The 18,704-nt window shown below is 63.4% G+C and carries 13 protein-coding genes; 8 read left to right on the top strand and 5 right to left on the bottom strand.

The annotated features are described in order from the left end of the window. Positions 1-254 precede the first annotated feature (254 nt). From MKD49_RS01700 to MKD49_RS01690, 3 genes are all read right to left on the bottom strand, one after another. Positions 255-1,373, bottom strand: a complete 1,119-nt coding sequence (locus tag MKD49_RS01700) for a fatty acid desaturase (RefSeq protein ID WP_252695266.1) — start codon at positions 1,371-1,373, stop codon at positions 255-257. A gap of 204 nt (positions 1,374-1,577) precedes the next feature. Next, positions 1,578-2,204 carry an OmpW family protein gene (locus MKD49_RS01695; RefSeq protein ID WP_134222903.1) on the bottom strand — a complete coding sequence of 209 codons (627 nt, stop codon included), beginning with the start codon at positions 2,202-2,204 and terminating at the stop codon, positions 1,578-1,580. A gap of 231 nt (positions 2,205-2,435) precedes the next feature. Next, on the bottom strand, positions 2,436-3,503 hold the full coding sequence (locus MKD49_RS01690) for a 1-aminocyclopropane-1-carboxylate deaminase (RefSeq protein WP_039784832.1): 1,068 nt from the start codon (positions 3,501-3,503) through the stop codon (positions 2,436-2,438). Positions 3,504-3,701: 198 nt separating this feature from the next. Here MKD49_RS01690 and MKD49_RS01685 point away from each other — a divergent pair, with 198 nt between their 5' ends. After that, positions 3,702-4,163, top strand: a complete 462-nt coding sequence (locus MKD49_RS01685) for an Lrp/AsnC family transcriptional regulator (protein WP_017454720.1) — start codon at positions 3,702-3,704, stop codon at positions 4,161-4,163. A 67-nt stretch (positions 4,164-4,230) separates the two neighbouring features. Continuing rightward, the gene (pip, locus tag MKD49_RS01680) at positions 4,231-5,199 is read left to right on the top strand and encodes a prolyl aminopeptidase (RefSeq protein WP_252695265.1); all 969 of its coding nucleotides are present in this window, start codon (positions 4,231-4,233) and stop codon (positions 5,197-5,199) included. A gap of 93 nt (positions 5,200-5,292) precedes the next feature. Here pip and MKD49_RS01675 read toward each other — a convergent pair whose 3' ends face one another. Continuing rightward, a complete protein-coding gene (locus MKD49_RS01675) occupies positions 5,293-5,817 on the bottom strand; it encodes a MarR family winged helix-turn-helix transcriptional regulator (protein WP_121042196.1) in 525 nt (174 codons plus the stop codon). A gap of 191 nt (positions 5,818-6,008) precedes the next feature. Between MKD49_RS01675 and MKD49_RS01670 the strand changes: the two genes are divergently transcribed. The 4 genes from MKD49_RS01670 (at position 6,009) to MKD49_RS01655 (ending at position 14,835) form a co-directional block, all read left to right on the top strand. Beyond that, a complete protein-coding gene (locus tag MKD49_RS01670) occupies positions 6,009-7,214 on the top strand; it encodes an HlyD family secretion protein (RefSeq protein WP_252695264.1) in 1,206 nt (401 codons plus the stop codon). Then, on the top strand, positions 7,211-8,779 hold the full coding sequence (locus MKD49_RS01665; RefSeq protein WP_134136131.1) for an MDR family MFS transporter: 1,569 nt from the start codon (positions 7,211-7,213) through the stop codon (positions 8,777-8,779). Before MKD49_RS01670 ends, MKD49_RS01665 begins: the two co-directional genes overlap by 4 nt. Then, a complete protein-coding gene (locus MKD49_RS01660) occupies positions 8,779-10,257 on the top strand; it encodes an efflux transporter outer membrane subunit (RefSeq protein WP_121042190.1) in 1,479 nt (492 codons plus the stop codon). The genes MKD49_RS01665 and MKD49_RS01660 overlap by 1 nt, the downstream gene beginning before the upstream one ends. A gap of 402 nt (positions 10,258-10,659) precedes the next feature. After that, entirely contained in the window at positions 10,660-14,835 is a 4,176-nt protein-coding gene (locus tag MKD49_RS01655) for a S8 family serine peptidase (RefSeq protein ID WP_252695263.1), read from the top strand. 79 nt (positions 14,836-14,914) lie between these two features. Here MKD49_RS01655 and MKD49_RS01650 read toward each other — a convergent pair whose 3' ends face one another. Next, a complete protein-coding gene (locus tag MKD49_RS01650; protein ID WP_034331414.1) occupies positions 14,915-15,826 on the bottom strand; it encodes a LysR family transcriptional regulator in 912 nt (303 codons plus the stop codon). Positions 15,827-16,161: 335 nt separating this feature from the next. Here MKD49_RS01650 and MKD49_RS01645 point away from each other — a divergent pair, with 335 nt between their 5' ends. After that, positions 16,162-17,700: an ABC transporter substrate-binding protein gene (locus MKD49_RS01645; RefSeq protein WP_252695262.1), complete on the top strand. Its 1,539-nt coding sequence runs from the start codon at positions 16,162-16,164 to the stop codon at positions 17,698-17,700. Between the two features lie 71 nt (positions 17,701-17,771). Continuing rightward, positions 17,772-18,689 carry an ABC transporter permease gene (locus MKD49_RS01640; RefSeq protein ID WP_121042182.1) on the top strand — a complete coding sequence of 306 codons (918 nt, stop codon included), beginning with the start codon at positions 17,772-17,774 and terminating at the stop codon, positions 18,687-18,689. Positions 18,690-18,704 lie beyond the last annotated feature (15 nt).

Here is an 18,704-nt window from a genome sequence, read left to right as displayed (position 1 = left end):
CAAACTTGGTCCAAGTAAGCGCCCGAAAGGGCGGGCAGGCTTACCGTGTGATGGCGGATTTCACCTAAAAACATCAGAACTGACGGCCAATGACGACGGCTGACAGTACGTGGAAGAGAAGCGGCCTTGATGGGGGAAAGTGGGCGGTATCGCGGGGTTACCGGGGACCCGCGAATGCCCTTCCATGCGACCGTCTTGTTATTGAAACTTCAGAACTTTCGTGGCTTCCTGAATGGGGCTGCCTTGGCTCCCGTTCAAACTTCTGCCGTAGGTTTGCTCATGTCCGGCAACGGCAGCGGAGTACTGGTCGGGCGGCCACGATAGTCGGTCCAGCACAGGCGCTTGAAGTCATACAGCTTGCAGCGGCGCGCCGTGTCGAAGTACCAGCGCCAGGAGAAGCGCTGGATCACGATACGGCCGGGCAGCATGGTTTCCAGTTTCTTCTGGGCTTGCTTGAGGCGATACAGCGGCACGCTCATGTCCACGTGGTGCGCGGTGTGTTCCATGATGTGATGCAGCAGCGAACCCCAGTAGCGGCCAAAGGTCAGGTGTACGGTAGTGGAAACGAAGGGTTGTGCAGCGGCCCAGGTGATCTTGTCTTCATACCAGGCCACCGAGGTATGCGTATGGTGCACATACACCACGAAGCCGATCATGGCCTTCCAGAACAGCAGCGGAATCGCAAAGCCGGTCACCAGCAAGATCCAGAAGGATTGTTCAGTTGCCTGCGCGGCCCAGGCCAGGCCGGCAATCCAGACGGCGGCTACAGCCGTCACCAGTACGCCATCCCACATGAATCCAGCACGGCGGGTCGGCATCTGTTTCTTCGAGGGGAAGTACATGCGCTTCCACCACATGTCGATCATGTAGTACAGGCCAGGACCGAAGCCGCTGCGGTAGATGCGCTCCAGGCGCTGACGCCAGCGCGGCAGGGCGCGGAATTCTTCCAGCGAGCGCGGCTGCCAGACGAAATCAAAACCCTTCAGGTTGGTGTAGCCGTGGTGCACCACATTGTGACCGACTGCCCACAGGCTATAGGGCGTGAGCGAGGGCATGAACAACAGGCGGCCCAGCCAGGTATTGAGCTTGCGGCTGGGTGTGAAAGCCTGGTGGCAGGCATCGTGGCCGAGGATGAACAGGCGGCCGATGATGAAGCCATTGACCACGCCCAGCGCGATCTTGGCCAGCAGCCACGGGGCCCAGACGATGGCCGCCAGGCTGGCACCGAACAGGCAGAAATCCAGCACCGACAGTGCCAGGGCGATGGCCGTGCTGCGCTGGCTGATGGGGATCACCCAGGAGCGGATGATCTTGCGATGGGGCATCGGCGCGCCGGGCGCGACCGGGGTATTGGGGTGCGAAGTCGTCGACATCGTAATTACCTCTTCCTACTATCAAACGGTGGACAGGCGGAGCATGCCGCGGAGACTGCTCCAGCTAACGCTGCAAGGGCGGATGGCATTGCAAGAAATGGCGGCCGGAAAATCGGTGGCGGGACGTTAGCGCGAATCCCAAAAAACAACGCGACCGGTCATCATCGATGACGGATCGCGCCGTTTGGGTGCGGCAAGAATACCTTAGAAACGGTAACCCACGCCAACGCCGATCAGCCACGGGTCGATCTTGACGCTGGAAATCTTGGTGCCGGAAGCAGTCTTGACGTCGCTGGAGATCTGCACCTTCTTGATGTCGAAGTTGATCAGCCAGTTCTTGTTGATCTTGTAGTCGGCACCGATCTGCAGGGCACCGCCGACGCTGTTGCTGTCCAGTTGCAGGCCGTTGGCCAGATCCACGCCGGAGATGCGGGTGTAGTTGATACCGGCACCGACGTAGGGGCTGAAGACTGCTTCAGGCATGAAGTGGTATTGCAGCAGCAGGGTCGGCGGCAGGTGCTTGAAGGTACCGATCTTGGTGCCGTCCAGGCGCACGTCCTGCTTTTGCGGATAGGTCAGCACCAGTTCGGCGGCGATGTTCGGGGTGAAGAAGTAGCTGATGTCGAGTTCCGGAATCACCTTCTCGTTGATGGTGATGCGGTCCGAGGCGCCGGCGCCGTTGACCTGGTCGGACTTGTTTTCCGGGCTCAGATCAACGGCACGCACGCGCACCAGCCACGGGCTTTGCGCTTCTTGCGCGAACACGGGAGCAGCGGCGAAGGAGGAAGCCAGGGCGGCAACGGCGGCAGTGATGGTGACGATTTTTTTCACGGTGTTTTACCTGTCGAGTGAGGATGTCCGAAAGGTACGCGTGAAGCTTTCTGCAGGCTTTGATGCCGATCAAGCGCGTGGATACATGGGGCGAAAATGCCCCGCCGGCGGGAACTTGCCACGCAAAAACGACACAAGCCCCGGCCTGGATGAACAGGCCGGGGCTTGGTAGGCAGCGTGGCGAATATCCGGATCGCTATCAGGATATCCGCCTGTGCGCGGGGACTGCGCTTACTCCTTGTAACGCGCTTCGCGGGCCAGCTTGGTCAGGTTTTCCGGATCTTCGAAGGCCTTGTAATAAGCGTTCAGTGCCGGGGCCCCGCCGAGGTGGGCATACAGCACGCGCTGGCCCTTGAAATGGCCCTTCTTGGCCATGTCGATCAAGCCATCGATGGATTTTCCTTCATACACCGGATCGGTCAGCATGGCTTCCATTTCGGCGGCGGTGCGGATGGCGGCGATGGTCTGCTCGCTCGGCAGGCCGTAGGCCGGGCCACTGTAGTCGGGGATGATCTCGATGTCGGCATCGCGCACCACCACGCGCTGGCCACCCTTGGCGGCGATCAGTTCGCTGGTGTCGTTGGCGATCTTGGTGACGGCGCGGCGGGTCATGGCTTCATCGTCGGCGGTATCGATGCCGATCACGCGGCGGCGCTTCTCCTGGGCGGCGAAACCGACCACCATGCCGGCCTGGGTGGAACCGGTACAGGTCGCCACCACGATGTTGTCGAAGAAGATGCCCAGCTGCTGTTCCTGCATCGCCACTTCGTCGGCGAAGTTGGCATAGCCCAGGCCGCCCAGCGGGTGGTCCGACGCGCCGGCCGGAATCGCATAGGGCTTGCCGCCCTTGGCGCGCACTTCTTCCAGGGCACGGGCCCAGGTGTCCTTCTCGGTGGTGGAGTAGCCATAGCCGCCCATGATCGGGTTGCCGCCCATGATGCGGGTCAGCAGGATGTTGCCGACCTTGTCGTAGACCGGATCATCCCATTCCAGCCAGGTTTCCTGCACGGTATAGGACTTCATGCCCACGGCGGCAGCGGCCGCGCAGACCTGGCGCGTGTGGTTGGACTGGATGTTGCCGATCGAGACCAGGGTGTCGCAGCCCTTGGCCAGGGCATCGGCCACCAGCCATTCCAGCTTGCGGATCTTGTTGCCGCCGAAGGCCAGGCCCGAGGAGACGTCATCGCGCTTGGCCCACACTTCCACGCCCAGCATGGCGGACAAGCGTTCCAGCTTGTGGATGGGGGAGGGGAAGAAGCCCAGGGTCTTGCGAGGGAAGAGTTTGTCGAGTGCCAGCATGGAGTGCTCCGGTTCAGTTGGATGGTCGAAAGGGGTCCGAATCTGGTTCGATTCATGGTGAATCGCCGGGATCAACTTTACGCCGGAGGATTAAAATGGTGCTTCCGAATTTATGGCATGATTCGTGATGAAAAAGCGATGTAAATTATTTCAGGCAAAGAAAATTGCGATAAACAATATTTAAGGGAAAGATTCATCATGTCACTGGACCGCATGGACAAGCGCATCCTCAAGGCGCTGCAGAAGGACGGCCGCATCGGCAATGCCGAGCTGGCCAAGAAGCTGGGCATGAGCGCCACCGCCTGCTGGAACCACACCAAGCGGCTGATGGATGAGGGCTATGTGAAGGAAGTGCGCGCCATCCTCGACCCCGAGAAACTGGGCCTGCCGGTGCTGGTTACCGTGGGCGTGGTGCTGGACCGTTCCACTCCCGAAAGCTTTGCCGAGTTCGAGAAAGCGGTGCGCGAGATCGCCGCCGTGCAGGAGTGCCTGCTGCTGGCCGGGGAATTTGACTACTGGATCAAGCTGCGCGTGAAGGACCTGCAGGCCTTCAACCGCCTGCACGCCAATACGCTGCTGCGGCTGCCGGGCGTGCGGCAATTGCGTTCATTCTTCGTGCTCAACGAAGTGAAGAACAATCCGGAACTCGTGGTGGAATGAGGACTCTGCGTTCCTTTCACGCACACCCTATACTGCATCTTTTGTCTTCACCCTCAAGGATCTGCTGATGACCACTTCTGCTCCTGCTACCCTGCGCGGCCTCTATCCTCCCATCGAACCGCATGACCACGGCCTGCTCGACGTCGGTGATGGTCACCAGGTCTACTGGGAAGTCTGCGGCAACCCCAAGGGCAAGCCGGTGGTATTCCTGCACGGTGGCCCCGGTGGCGGTTGCGGTCCTTCGCATCGCCGTCTCTTCAACCCGGAGAAATACCGCATCGTCCTGTTCGACCAGCGCGGCTGTGGCCGCTCGCTGCCGCATGCCAACCTCGATGCCAACACCACCTGGGATCTGGTGGCCGACATCGAACGCCTGCGCGAACTGCTGGGCATCGAGCGCTGGCAGGTCTTCGGCGGCTCCTGGGGCAGCACGCTGGCGCTGGCCTACGCGCAGACCCATCCGCAGCGCGTGACCGAACTGGTCCTGCGCGGCATCTTCCTGCTGCGCCAGGCCGAGCTGGATTGGTACTACCAGGAGGGCGCTTCGTGGATGGTGCCGGATCGCTGGGACGAATTCCTGGCCCCCATCCCGGCCGCCGAGCGCGGCAACCTGGTGCATGCCTATCGCAAGCGACTCACCGGCGACGACGAAGCCGCCAAGCTGCAGGCCGCCCGTGCCTGGAGCCGCTGGGAAGCCAGCACCATCACCCTGGTGGCCGATGAACGCCTGATCGATTCCTTCAACGATGCGCAATTCGCGCTGGCCTTTGCGCGCATCGAGAACCACTACTTCTTCAACAAGGGATTCATGGAGGAGGGGCAGTTGCTGGCCAATGCCTCGCGCCTGGAAGGCATTCCCGGCGTGATCGTGCAGGGCCGCTACGACCTGGCCACCCCGGCCAAGTCGGCGTGGGATTTGCACCAGGCCTGGCCCGGTTCGCAATTGCACCTGATCGACAGCGCCGGTCATGCCTACAACGAACCCGGCATCCTCGATCAGTTGGTCGCGGCCACCGATCGATTCGCCGAACTGTGATGCCATGGCGGTGAACGCGGCCAGCGATCTGGCCGCGCAGTCTGTCTGACGCTCCCCTTTGCGGGAGCGTTTTTTTTTACCTGTTCGTTCGTTTCAGCTTTTCTTGCGGCTGCGTTTGGCGGGTAGCTCATCCGTTGCTGCGGCTGGCACAGGGGCGTTCGAGGAATACACCTCTTCCAATTCAGCCAGCCGATGGTTGAGTTTGCCCAATACAGTGGTCAGCGCCCCGATTTCCTCGTCGCTCAGGGCAGCGAACAGTCCGTCGATGAAGGTTTTTTTCACCGGCTCCGAGGCCCGCAGCACTTCTTTTCCCGACGCTGTCAAAGCGATGTATTTGACCCGGCGGTCAGTGGTGTCGCCATTGCGCTGGACCAGTCCGTCGCGCTCCAGGGCATCGATGGCCTCGGTGATGGTGCGCGGCGCGAAGCCAAAGGCCGTGGCCAGGTCGGCCGCGCGTACCGGGCTGTTGCGTTCGATGTGGCCGAGCATCTTGTTGCGCGCCAATGAGGCTCCTTCGCCGGCCATGAGCTTGTCCAGCGTGCGGTGCGAGCGGATGTAGAAGTCGCGCAGCGCCTCGGCGGCACTGCTGCTGTCATCGTTTGTAAAGCCTGTAGACATGATTTTTCCAGATACCATATCATATGGTACCTCATTAATTTCCCCGTTCGGTTGGGGAAAGCTGTATTGACCCCGTATTGCCACTGTATTGGTGCTGGCGCGTGAAGTGTATTGCTCCGTATCAATACAGTGTTGCCCAGTGTATTGATTCAGTTAGCAGCCCTCCGCGCCCAGATATTAGGATAAAAAAGATGACCGACGCCACACCCAGCAACACACCGACCACTACAGAAGCCAGTTCCTCCCGGCCGGATGCCTCCACCAACGGCAGCAACAAGAACAACGCTCCCAAGAAACGCATGAGTCCGCGCGCCCGCTTCATCCTGCGTACGCTGGGCTTGCTGGTGCTGGTGATCGTGACGGCCTGGGTGCTGTACTACCAGTTCCGCGGCAAGTATCTGGAGAGCACCAACGATGCCTTCGTCCAGGCCGACAGCGTGACGGTGTCCTCCAAGGTGACCGGCTATGTCGACCAGGTGCTGGTGGCGGACAACCAGATCGTCAAGGCTGGCCAGCCGCTGGTGCGCATCGATGCGCGCGATTATTCGGCGCAAGCCGCCCAGGCCAAGGCCCAGATCGACGCCGCCAGCGCCAGCGAGGAAGCTGCCCATGCCCAATTGGCCGAGCAACAGGCCGCCATTGCGCAGGCCAAGGCCCAGCTTGCCTCAGCCGATGAAGATGCCCGCTTCGCTACCGCAGAAGTGGAGCGCTACACCCCCTTGGCGGCCTCCGGTGCCGAAACCCGTGAACGCCTGACCACCCTGCGCAACCAGCAGGCCCAAGCCCGCAGCACGGTCGCCGCACGTCGTGCTGCGCTCGATGCGGCGCAGCTGCGGGTACGCTCGCTGCAGGCCCAGGTGCGCCAGGCGCAGGCCCAGGGCGAGACGGCCAAGGCGCAATACGATGCTGCCAGCGTCAACCTCGGCTATACCGAGATCCGCGCCGCCGTCGATGGCCGCATCGGTGACAAGCAGGTCCGCGTCGGCCAGTTCGTCTCGCCCGGTACGCGCATGATGACCGTGGTGCCGACCCGCTTCTACGTCTCGGCCAATTTCAAGGAAACCCAGATCGGCATCATGCGCATCGGCCAGCCTGCCATCATCAAGGTCGATGCCTTGCCGGGCGTGGAATTCCACGGCCATGTGGAAAGCCTCTCGCCGGGTACCGGCGCCCAGTTCTCGCTGCTGCCGCCGCAGAATGCCACCGGCAACTTCACCAAGATCGTCCAGCGCGTGCCCGTGCGCGTGGCCGTCGATGCTACGCCGGAAGAAACCCGTGCCTTCGTGGCCGGCCTGTCGGTGACGGTGGAAGTCAACACCATCGCGGCCAAAGATGAATTGCGTGAACTGCGCGAACGCAACAGCGAGACCAACGCCACCCGCAAGGAGTCGCAGTGAGCGGCGCGGCCCCCGCCCAGCCCATCGGGCAGGGCGCCCAGCCGGAGAAAGCCGATGCCTCCGCCTGGCTGGCGGTTGCGGCCGGCACGCTGGGTGCGCTGATGGCCACGCTGGATATCTCCATCGTCAATTCCTCGCTGCCCACCATCCAGGGTGAAATCGGAGCTTCAGGCACTGAAGGCACCTGGATCGCCACCGCCTACCTGGTGGCCGAGATCGTCATCATCCCCATGTCAGCCTGGCTGGAACGGCTGCTGGGATTGCGCGTGCTGCTGCTGACGGCGGCCAGTCTCTTCACCTTGTTCTCGGTGCTGTGCGGCCTCTCGACCACGCTGCCGATGATGATCGTGGGCCGGGTCGGACAGGGTTTCACCGGTGGCGCGCTCATTCCCACCGCCATGACCATCATCGCCACGCGCCTGCCGCGTTCGCAGCAGCCGGTCGGCAATGCCCTGTTCGGTGCGACCGCCATTCTCGGTCCGGTGCTGGGGCCGGTGATGGGTGGCTGGTTGACCGAGAACGTCAGCTGGCACTATGCCTTCTTCATCAACCTGCCAGTGGGTGCGGCCCTCATCACCTTGCTGCTGGTGGCCATTCCCTATGAACGTCCCAAGTTCGAACAATTGGCCGAGGCCGACTGGTTCGGCATCGCCGGACTGGCACTGGGGCTGGGTGGGCTGACGGTGGTGCTGGAAGAGGGCGAGCGCGAGCAGTGGTTTTCCTCCCCGGATATCCGCTGGCTGGCGGCTACCTCCGTACTCGGCTTCATCCTGCTGGCCATCGGACAGGTGCGCGCGCGCCATCCTGTGATCCAGCTGCGGCTCTTGCGCGACCGCCAGTTCGGTTCCGTGGTGATGATGGCCATGATCGTCGGCGTGGCGCTCTATGGCACGGCCTACGTGATCCCGCAATTCCTCTCCGGCATTGCCGGCTACAACTCGCTGCAATCGGGCTGGATCGTGCTGCTCTCGGGCGTGCCGATGATCCTCATGATGCCTTTCACGCCCTTGCTGATGCGGCTGGTGGATATCCGCATTGCCGTGGGCACCGGCTTCCTGCTGCTGGCCACCTCGGCCTTCATCGAGACCGACCTGAGCCCGCTGTCCTATGGCGGCTCCTTCGTGGCCTCGCAGTTGATGCGCGGGGTGGGCACGGTGCTGGCGATGCTGTTCCTGAATCAGGCGGCGATCCGCTCGGTGCCGCCGTCGCAGGCCGGGGATGCATCCGGCCTCTACAGTGCCGCGCGCAACCTGGGTGGCTCGCTGGCGCTGGCAGCCATTGCCGTGATCCAGGACCAGCGGCTGTGGTTGCACAGCCGCCGCCTGGAAGAAAGCCTCAACGCCAATTCCGACCTGGTGCAGTCCGGCATCGCCGCGCAAGCCCATCTGCTGGGCGGGCAGGATGTGGCAATCCAGCTCATGGGCGCGACCATCCAGGCGCAGGCGCTGACCATGACCTATGCCGACCTGTTCTGGATGCTGGGCGTGGCCATCCTCTGCGTGACTCCGCTGGTGCTGTTCCTGCGCCCCTTGCCGACCAATGCCGCACCGGTGGCTTCTCATTGATGATCAACATGGACAAGACTTCTTCTTCCTTCCCCGCCGTACGCCTGATCGCGCTGGCGGCCGCCGCGCTGCTGGCCGGCTGTTCCGCCCTCGGACCGGACTACGCCGGCCCGCCCGAAGCTGCCCCGCAAGCGGCACACAGCCAGCAATTCGTGCGCGGCGGCGACAGCGCCAATAGCGCCGCGCCGATCAATCAATGGTGGCAGGGCCTGGGCGACAGCGAACTGAACAGCCTCATCGAGCGTGCCCTGCAAGCCAATCCGAACCTGGGCGTGGCGCGTGCCCGCCTGCAGCAATCGCGCGCGGGACTGGCGCTGGAACAGGCCAATGCCGCCCCCAGCGTCGGTGCCTCGGCCCTGGCCGGGCATGCGCGCCTGCCGCCGGCCAACCTGGGCGCGCTGACCGGCGGCTCCAGCTCCGGCAATGGCTCGCCGACCAGCGCCAATCTCTACAGCGTGGGTTTCGATGCCAGCTGGGAGATCGATCTGTTCGGTGCCCGCCGCCGAGCGGTAGAAGCGGCCACGGCCACGGCCGATGCGGCACAAGCCTCGCTGGCCGATGTGCAGGTGAGCCTGGCGGCTGAAGTGGCCAATGCCTACATCAGCCTGCGCGACCGCCAGTTGCGTCTGTCGCTGGGCCAGGAAGCGGTGCAGGCGCAGGAGCAGATGCTGCAGCTGACCGGGCAGCGTGTCGAGCGCGGCACGGCCTCTTCGCTGGATCAGCTGCGCGTGCAGAACCAGCTTGATGCCAGTCGTGCCGACCTGGTCCCGCTGCAGGCCGAGCGCGATGCCTACCTCAACCAACTGGCCACGCTGCTGGGACAGGAGCCGGGCACGCTGGACAGCGAACTGGCGGCCACAGCCCCCGTGCCGCTGCCGCCGCAGCAGGTGGCGGTGGGAGATCCTGTCTCGCTGCTGCGTCGTCGTCCTGATGTCCGAGCTGCTGAACGCACGCTGGCCGCCGATACGGCCAAGATCGGCCAGGCTGAAGCGGCGCGCTATCCGAGCCTGAAGCTGTTCGGCGTGATCGGGCTGGGTGGAACACATCCTTCGGACCTGACGCGCCTGGATGATTTTGCGGCGCTGGGCGCACCCATGTTGAGCTGGAATTTCCTCGACTTTGGCCGCGCCAAGGCACGTGTCACGCAAGCAGAGCGTTTGCGCGACGAGGCCGAGATGAAGTATCGCCAGTCCGTGCTGGAAGCCCTGCGCGATGCCGAGGACGCGCTCTCGCGCTTCCGCTATGGCCGGGTGAGCGTGGCCACCATCGCGCGTTCCAAGGTCTCTGCCGACCGTGCGCTGGTGTTGGCGCGGCAGCGTTATCAGGCGGGTACCGGGACGCTGATCGAAGTGCTCGACACCACGCGGCAGCAGATCACCGCGCAGCAGAATCTGTTGCAGGCCGAGGCCAATCTGACGCGCAGTTTTGTGGGAATTCAGAAGGCGCTGGGGCTGGGGTGGTCGGAGGAAGCGCTCTGACATGCGGCAGCCGATACGGGTGATGAGCCCCGTATCAGCCACCTCCGTTTTCTTCACATCGCCGCAGGCTGCAATGCCTGCGGCGATTTTCTTATCCGCTCTTTTGCCCGGTGCCTTTGCATGGACGGCACTGACGCTTCTTCCTTTTGGCAGTGACCCGCCGACGGGTTTCGCGCGTCATCCTCCCTTCGGTCGCCCCCTCACCTGAGGTACGAAGCTTCACCTCCCTCCGCCCTGAACAGCACCAAAAGACAATGTCCAGAAAGGCCTTGTCCCCCGACAATGCGCCCCTACAAAAGCCGGTCCGAACCGGCACCAAGGGGCGACGACAAGAAGGACGGGGGACGGGGTTGCCTTCCCGATGACCCGGCCAATTCCAAAAGATCGACCGAGGAAGGGAAGATGAAAAACAAGAAGAAGCAGGGCAAGTCCGCCTGCACCACGCCGCCCGCCGGCTTGCGCCTACACCGTCTCTGCACCGCCGTACTGCTGACCCTGAGCCCGGCCCTGAGCCTGCCCGCTGGCGCCCAGAGTTTCGTCAACTACGATGGCAGTACCACCACCGACTCTGCCGCCGCCCTGGCCAGCTGGACAGGCAACAAGGAATTCCAGACCGATTGGGGGCTGGGGGCCATGAATGCCCAGTACGCCTACGCGGCCGGCTTCTCGGGCCTGGGCATCAAGCTGGGCGCGGTCGATTCCGGGCTCTTGCTGACCCATGCCGAGTTCGTCACCCGCAACGTCAAGGCCCTGGCCGTCAGCGGCACCTACGCCAACGACGGCGCGCAATACCAGGACGGCAGCCAGGCCTGGAAGGCGGGAGATGCCTTCAGCACCACCGGAGCACTGAGTTCCCTCAACGACAAGCACGGCAGCCACGTCTCCGGCACCATCGCGGCGGCCAAGAATGGCGCGGGCATCATGGGGGTGGCTTTCGCCAGCGACTATCACATCACCAATACCAACGGCACCGACAGTTCGGTCTATGGCGTGAACGTGGACTACAACTACTTCAAGGCAGCCTACGGCAACCTCGCCAATGCCGGTGTGCGGGTCATCAACAGCAGCTGGGGCAGTCCGGATTCGCGCGATGACTTCAGCAGCATCGGCGGCGTGGCCGCAGCTTACGAGCGCCTGCAAGGCGGTAACAAGAAAAGCTGGCTGGACGCCGCCGCCGATGTGGCCAGAGAATCCAACACGCTGATGGTCTGGGCGGCCGGCAATTCCGCCAAGGCCAACATCAATATCCGTTCGGCGCTGCCTTACTTCCGGCCGGAGCTGGAACAGAACTGGATCGCGGTGGCCGCCATCAATGCCAGTTCGGTGCTGCCCAGCTTCTCCAACCAGTGTGGACTGGCCAGGTACTGGTGTGTGTCCGCCCCCGGTTCGGCCATCACCAGTCTGAACATCACTTCCGACACCGATCTGGTCAACGCCTCCGGCACCTCCATGGCCGCCCCGCACGTGACCGGCGCACTGGGGCTGCTCATGGAGCGCTATCCCGACCTCGACAACCAGGCCATCCGCACCATCCTGCTGACTACCGCCAAGCATCTGGGCAGCGGTCCGGCGGACGTGCCCAATGCCATGTTCGGCTGGGGCGTGCCGGACCTCAACAAGGCCCTGAATGGTCCGGGACAATTGCTGGGTGTCTTCAACGCCAACATCGCCGCCGGCCGCAGCGACACCTGGAGCAACGACATCTCCGAAGCCGCGCTGATCCAGCGCAAGAGCGATGACCGTGCCCAGCTGGCAGCCCGTGAGGCTGCCTCGCCCGATGCCCTGCAGGCGGCCGCTGCCAGCGCGGCGGTCCAGATCGCATCGAATGTGGAGAGCGGCTATGGCCAGGCCATGGCACTGGTGCAGACACGCGCGCAGCGCAATGCCACCTTCCAGGCCAGCAAGAAGAAAGAGGACAACACTGCCTTCCAGCAAGCCGACAAGGCAGTTGCCGCCAATCCGCTGGCAGCGGCCCTGCTCAAGCAGTCCGGCAGCGGTCCCACGCTGAGCAAGGAGGAGTTGATGGCCAGGCTGATCGCCGCAGATCCGGCCACGGTGGCGCTGGGCGACTATCACGCCCAGGCCACCTATCTCGACGCCGCCCGCAAAAAGACCGATGCCGATTACGTCGGCAGCCTGGTCAAGACAGGCGAGGGCAGCCTCACCTTGTCTGGCAACAACAGCTATTCGGGGGGCACCCGGCTGGAGGGCGGCACGCTCGGCGTGGCGTCTTCCACCGCGCTGGGCACCGGCCCGCTGGCCATGTCCGATGGCACCACCTTGCGTGCGGCGGCCGACCAACTGGCCATGGGCAATGTGGTCAGCGTCAGTGGCGAAGGACGCTTCGATACCCAGGCTTTCACGCTTACGCTCAATGCCGGCATCGCCGATGGCCGCAGCAAGGGCAGCCTGGTCAAGCAGGGGGAAGGGACATTGCACGTGCTCGGTCCGCTCAGCTACAGCGGCAACACCACCATCGCCGCGGGCACTTTGAGCGTTCCGGCCTTCAGCCTGGCGGCGGACCAGACCCTGAGCGTGGGCGTGGCCAGTGCCAGCCAATACGGCAAGCTGTCGGTCACCGGTGCGGCCAGCTTCGCGCCCGACGCGCACCTGGCCGTGGATGTCTACAAGACCTCCAGTCTGGGAAGCGGCCAGACGCTGGCCGGCGTGGTCACTGCCGGCAGCCTCACGGCACCGCGCCTGAATGTCACGGACAATTCCCTGCTGTTCGACTTCAAGCCTGTGGTGTCCGCTACTGCGCTTGACCTGAACATCGTCGATGCGACCAGCATTCAGCAGGTCGCCCAGGCGGTGCTGACGCCGGATGCGGCGGGGACACCGGCCCCTGCCATACAAGCAACGGGCACGCAGCCGGCCGCTACACCTGCTCCGTCCGTACAGCCAACGAACACGGATGCGTCCAGTACACCGGCTTCAACCGTACAGGCGACCAGCGCGCAGGCGTCCAGTACACCTGCGCCAGCCGTACAGGCAACTGGCACACCGGCATCCACTACACCAGTGCCAGCTGTACAGGCCACGAGCACTCAGGCGTCCACTCCACCTGCACCAGTTGTACAGGCCACGAGTACTCAGGCGTCCACTCCACCAGCGCCAGCTGTACAGGCCACGAGCACTCAGGCGTCCACTCCACCTGCACCAGCTGTACAGGCCACGAGCACTCAGGCGTCCACTCCACCTGCACCAGCTGTACAGGCAACGAGTACTCAAGCATCCACTGCACCGGCTCCAGCTGTACAGGCTACGACCACCCAAGCGTCCACCACGCAAGCACCAACAGGTCCGGCCGCAAATAAACCAGTACCGGCAGCATCGGCAGCACCAGCAGCACCAGCAGCGCCCGCAGCACCGGCAGCACCGGCAGCAGCACCCGCAACCCCTGCAGCAGCATCACCGGCTCCAGCGCCCGCCCCCACAGTGCGCCCTTCGGCCACGCTCATCGCCGCCGCCACGGCCGCTGCACGGGTCGCCCCGGTACTGGACCGCCAGATCCGCCAGCCCTCGACGGCGGACATGGCCCAGGTGGTCACTGCCCTGGGCCGCATGCCCGATGCGGAAAGCCTGCTGCGCGCCGTCAGCCAGACCTTGCCCAGGGACGTCAGCGCCAGTGCCATCCGTGGCACCATGGCGTCTCTGAACCGCGTCATCGCCACCCGCACCGAGAGCGGCAACATGGGCAGCGCCGCTGCAGGCAGCGGCTTGTCCTCAGGCGAGGCAGGCGGCGACCGCCAGGTGTGGATCATGCCCTTCGAGTCGCGCACCAACCAGGGCGACCGTGGCGGCGAGTCCGGCTTCAGCGCCAGCACTTCGGGCCTGGCCGCCGGTGCCGAGATGGAGTTCGACAGCGCACGCGCCGGCCTGTCCTACGCCTATGCCAGCACCAGTGTCAGCGGCAATACCGCCATCACCGGCACCGGCAGCCGCAGCCGCATCGAGTCCAACATGGTGGCCCTCTACGGCAGCCTCCCGCTGGGAGAGATGTCGCTCGGCTGGCAAGCCGACCTCGGCCGCAACGGCAACCGCCTGGATCGCCAGATGCAGTTCGGTGGCCTCAATCGCATCGCTAGCAGCCGCTTCCAGAGCTGGCATGCGCATTTGGGCACGAACGTATCGTTCACGCTGCCGCTGAGTGAAGCAATGAGCCTGGTACCGGCCCTGCAGCTCGACTACACCCGCCTGCAAAGCCCGTCCTACGGCGAGAACGGGGCAGGGGGCCTGAACCTGTCGGTGCAGGGCAAGCGCAGCCAGGCCCTGTTGCTCGGCACGGCGGCGCGCCTGAACTACGCGCTGACAACGTCTTCGCAGATCAGTACCTACCTCGGTGCCAGCTATGACGTCTTCAACGATCGCGATGACCTGGTGGCCACCTATGCCGGTGCGCCGGGCCAGTCCTTCACCACGCCCGGACCGGCTCGCTCGCCGTGGTTGTTGAAGGCGGGTGTGAGCTATCGCTTCAAGCTGGTGGAAGCGGCCGACATCTTGCTGCGCTTCGATGCCGAAGGCCGCAGCGGTTTCATCAACCAGTCGGCGGCGATCAAAGCCAGCTGGCGCTTCTGAGCGATGCACTGACCTGCTGAAAAGCTGAAAGCAGAAACAACGCGGCCGCTCCTGTAGCGGCCGCGTTGCGTTGTTGCGTTTACAGGTCCTTGCTCAATTCCGCGACCAGATAATCCAGGAAGATCTCGACACTGCGCGGCAAGGTCCGTCCGGCCAAGGTCTGTACTTCAACGAAGCGGCCATCGCTCGGACAATCGCGGATCGGCCGCATGGTCAGTTCACCGCGCTCGATGCGGTAGCGCACGGTGACGTCGCCGGTGATGGAGAGGGCATCGTTGTCGAGCACGTAGTTATGCAGCGACTGGATGTAATTGCTGGTCATCACCGGTTCGATCACCACCTGCTGGCGACTGCAGGCGATGTCGAACAACTGCCGCAGCGTCGTGGTCGGATCGGGCAGCGCCAGAGGATAGGGTTTGAGCTGGCCCAGCGACACATGGCGGAAGCGCGCCAGCGGATGATCGTTGCGCATCACCAGCGCAATGGGGCCGGGCTGGCGGTGCACGACCTTGATCTCCGGCTCGGGCAGTCGTGCGAAGGTCAGGCCGATATCGGCATTGCCTTCGCGCACCTGGCGCGACACGACTGCCGGCGCGCCCACGAAGAGCTGGAACACGAAGCCCGGATATTTTTTCTGGAAAGCGTTGATCAGGCGCGGCAGGAAATCGATCGCAAAACCTTCCGAGGCCGACAGCCGCACACGCCCGCTGCGCAAGCCTTTGAGGGCCTGCAGGTCGGCCACCACGCGGTCGGCTTCAAGTGCCATCTTGCGCGCATGCGCGGCCAGCATCTCGCCACCTGCCGAGAGCACCATGCCGCGTGGACGGCGTTCAAACAGAACCGTATCGAGCGTCTCTTCGAGACTGCTGATCTGGCGGCTGATGGCCGAGCTGGCCACGTTGAGGCGCTGCGAGGCTTCGCTGATGGAACCGCAGCGGACTACTTCGAGAAAGTAGCGCAGCGCGGTGTCTTGCAGTTGCTGTGATTTCATCCGGTGACTCCTTCCGTCCTGACCAAGGCTGACCGGCACTTTACCCGGTCGGTGCAAATAATTTCGCGCTTTATTTGGTGCGTGCTTCACGGCTTTGGTGCAGTGCTTGCGGGCTGGGCGCGCACTGCGATGCTGCACCTGCTCCACGCCCCGCAGCCCAGCAGCGATGCGGCTTTTGCCAGGGTGGTCTCATTGTGGTGCAGCATTTCTGCGTTCTGGATTCGGCAACGCAGGCTTAGAAATTTGATGATTGTGGCATCGATAAATCCTAGCCTAGTATCAGCCCCGACGTCGCGATTTTTTCTAAATTGTCTTATTCGAACGAAGGGGCAGGAATGAACGCACTACCGAAATCCCTCATGCGCTGGTCACGTTGCGCGGTATTCGTGGCGGGGGCCATGAGCGCGATGGCAGCCCATGCCGGCAAGGCCAACGACACCCTCATCTACGCTTCCGACAGCGAAGTCGAGAACATCAGCCAGTACCACAACAACCTGCGCGAAGGCGTGATCCTGGCGCACCTGATCTGGGACACGCTGATCTATCGCGATCCCAAGACCAACGAGTACAAGCCGCAACTGGCCACCGCCTGGAAGTGGGAGTCGCCCACTGCGCTGGTGCTGGATCTGCGCCAGGGCGTGCAATTCCAGAACGGCGACAAGTTCAGTGCCGATGATGTGGTGTTCACCTTCAACTATGCCGTCTCGCCGGAATCCAAGGCGGTCACGCGCCAGAACACCGACTGGATCAAGAGCGTCGACAAGCTGGGCGACTACCAGGTGCGCATCAACCTGAAGGGGCCGTTCCCCGCTGCCCTCGAATATCTGGCCGGTCCGCTGCCGATCTATCCGGCGGCCTACTTCAAGAAGGTCGGACTGGAAGGATTTTCCAAAGCCCCCATCGGTACCGGTCCCTACAAGGTCACCAGCGTGACCCCGGGGCAGGGGGTGACCCTGGTCAAGAACGGCAACTACTTCAAGGACAGCCCGCAGGGCCAGCCCTCGATTGGCAACATCAAGTTCGTGGTGATCCCCGATCCGGAAACGCGCGCTGCGCAACTGATGACCGGCGCCATCGACTGGATCTGGCGTGTGCCGCCCGACCAGGCCGATTCACTCAAGACCAATCCCAAGCTGGCCGTGCAGAGTGGCGAGACCATGCGCGTGGGCTTCATCACCCTGGATGCGACCGGTACCTCCGCGCCCAATTCTCCCTTCAAGGATGTGCGCGTGCGCCAGGCGGTCAATCACGCCATCAACCGCAAGGGCTATGCCGAGAACCTCATGCGCGGCGGCAGCCAGCCGGTCTATACCGCCTGCTTCCGCACGCAGTTCGGCTGTGACAGCAATGCCGCCATCAAGTTTGACTACAACCCGGCCAAGGCCAAGGAGCTGCTGGCGGCAGCCGGTTATCCGAACGGCTTCGATACCGACATCTACGCTTACCGCGAGCGTGAAATCGCCGAAGCCATCATCGGCGACCTGCGCAAGGTCGGCATCCGCGCACGGCTGCATTACATGAAGTTCGCGGCCCTGCAGACCGAGTACCGCAGCGGCAAGACACCCATGAGCTTTTATTCATGGGGCTCGTTCTCCATGAACGATACCTCGGCCTTTGCCGGCGTCTACTTCAAGGGCGGGGCCGATGACATCACCAAGGATCCGCAATTGCAGCAGTTCCTGCAGACCGCCGATACCTCCATCGATCCGGCCGTACGCAAAGCCAATTACACCAAGGCGCAGGAACTCATTTCCAAGCAGGCTTACGTGGCACCGATGTTCTCCTATTCGACCTTCTATGCCTTCAATGCGCAGTTGAAGTTCCAGGGATATCCGGACGAATTGCCGCGCTTCTACGAAGCTTCCTGGAAATAAACCCGGTGGCGCATGCCCTGCGTGCGCCGCTCCTGACGTCATCCGCCCAGCTTCTGCAAGGAAGGATCGCCATGTTGATCTACCTCCTGCGCCGCCTCGCCATCGCCTTGTGCGTGGCGCTGACGGTGTCCGTCGTCAGCTTTACCTTGCTGCATCTCTCCGGAGATCTGGCGGTCTCCATCGCCGGGCCGGAAGCCACCGCGGCCCAGGTCGAATCGGTGCGTACCCAGTTCGGCCTGGACCGTCCGCTGACCACGCAATACGTGGACTGGCTGGGGCGCGCCGTGCAGCTCGACTTCGGCAAGTCCTTCTACTTCCAGGGGCCGGTGATGGAAATGATTTCCGAACGCCTGCCCATCACCTTCAAACTCGGCGGCAGCGCCTTGCTGCTGGCGATCCTGACCGCCATTCCATTGGGCGTGCTGGCGGCGCTCTATCGGGATACCTGGCTGGATCGCACGGCGCTGCTGATCGCCGTGGTGGGGCAAGCCATGCCCAGCTTCTGGTTCGGCCTGACGCTGATCCTCCTCTTCGCCGTCACCCTGCACTGGCTGCCGGTGGCCGGCAACGAGAGCTGGCAGCATTTCATCCTGCCGGCCGTGGCGCTGGGCTACTACGCCATGCCCGCCATGATGCGGCTGACCCGCTCGGGCATGCTGGAGGTGCTGGGTTCGGACTACATCCGCACGGCACGTGCCAAGGGCCTCTCCAAATCACGGGTGGTGTTCAAGCATGCCTTGCGCAATGCGGTCATCCCGGTGGTGGCGCTGGCGGCAGTTGAGCTGGGATTCATGCTGGGGGGCTCGGTGGTCATCGAATCGGTCTACTCGATGCAGGGGCTGGGTCAGCTCGCATGGGACGCCATCTCGCGCAACGACTATCCCGTGGTGCAAGCCGTGGTGCTCATCATCGCCATGTTCTACATCGGCCTGACCTTCCTGGCCGATGTCATCAATGCGCTGCTGGACCCGCGCATCCGTACCCGCTGATCTTGTCTGGAGACG

It is taken from the genome of Herbaspirillum sp. WGmk3 (genome assembly GCF_023952535.1).
Classification (GTDB): Bacteria; Pseudomonadota; Gammaproteobacteria; order Burkholderiales; family Burkholderiaceae_D; genus Herbaspirillum; species Herbaspirillum huttiense.
The sequence above is the reverse complement of the archived record's forward strand: the minus strand, read 5'-3'. Positions and strand labels throughout refer to the sequence as shown.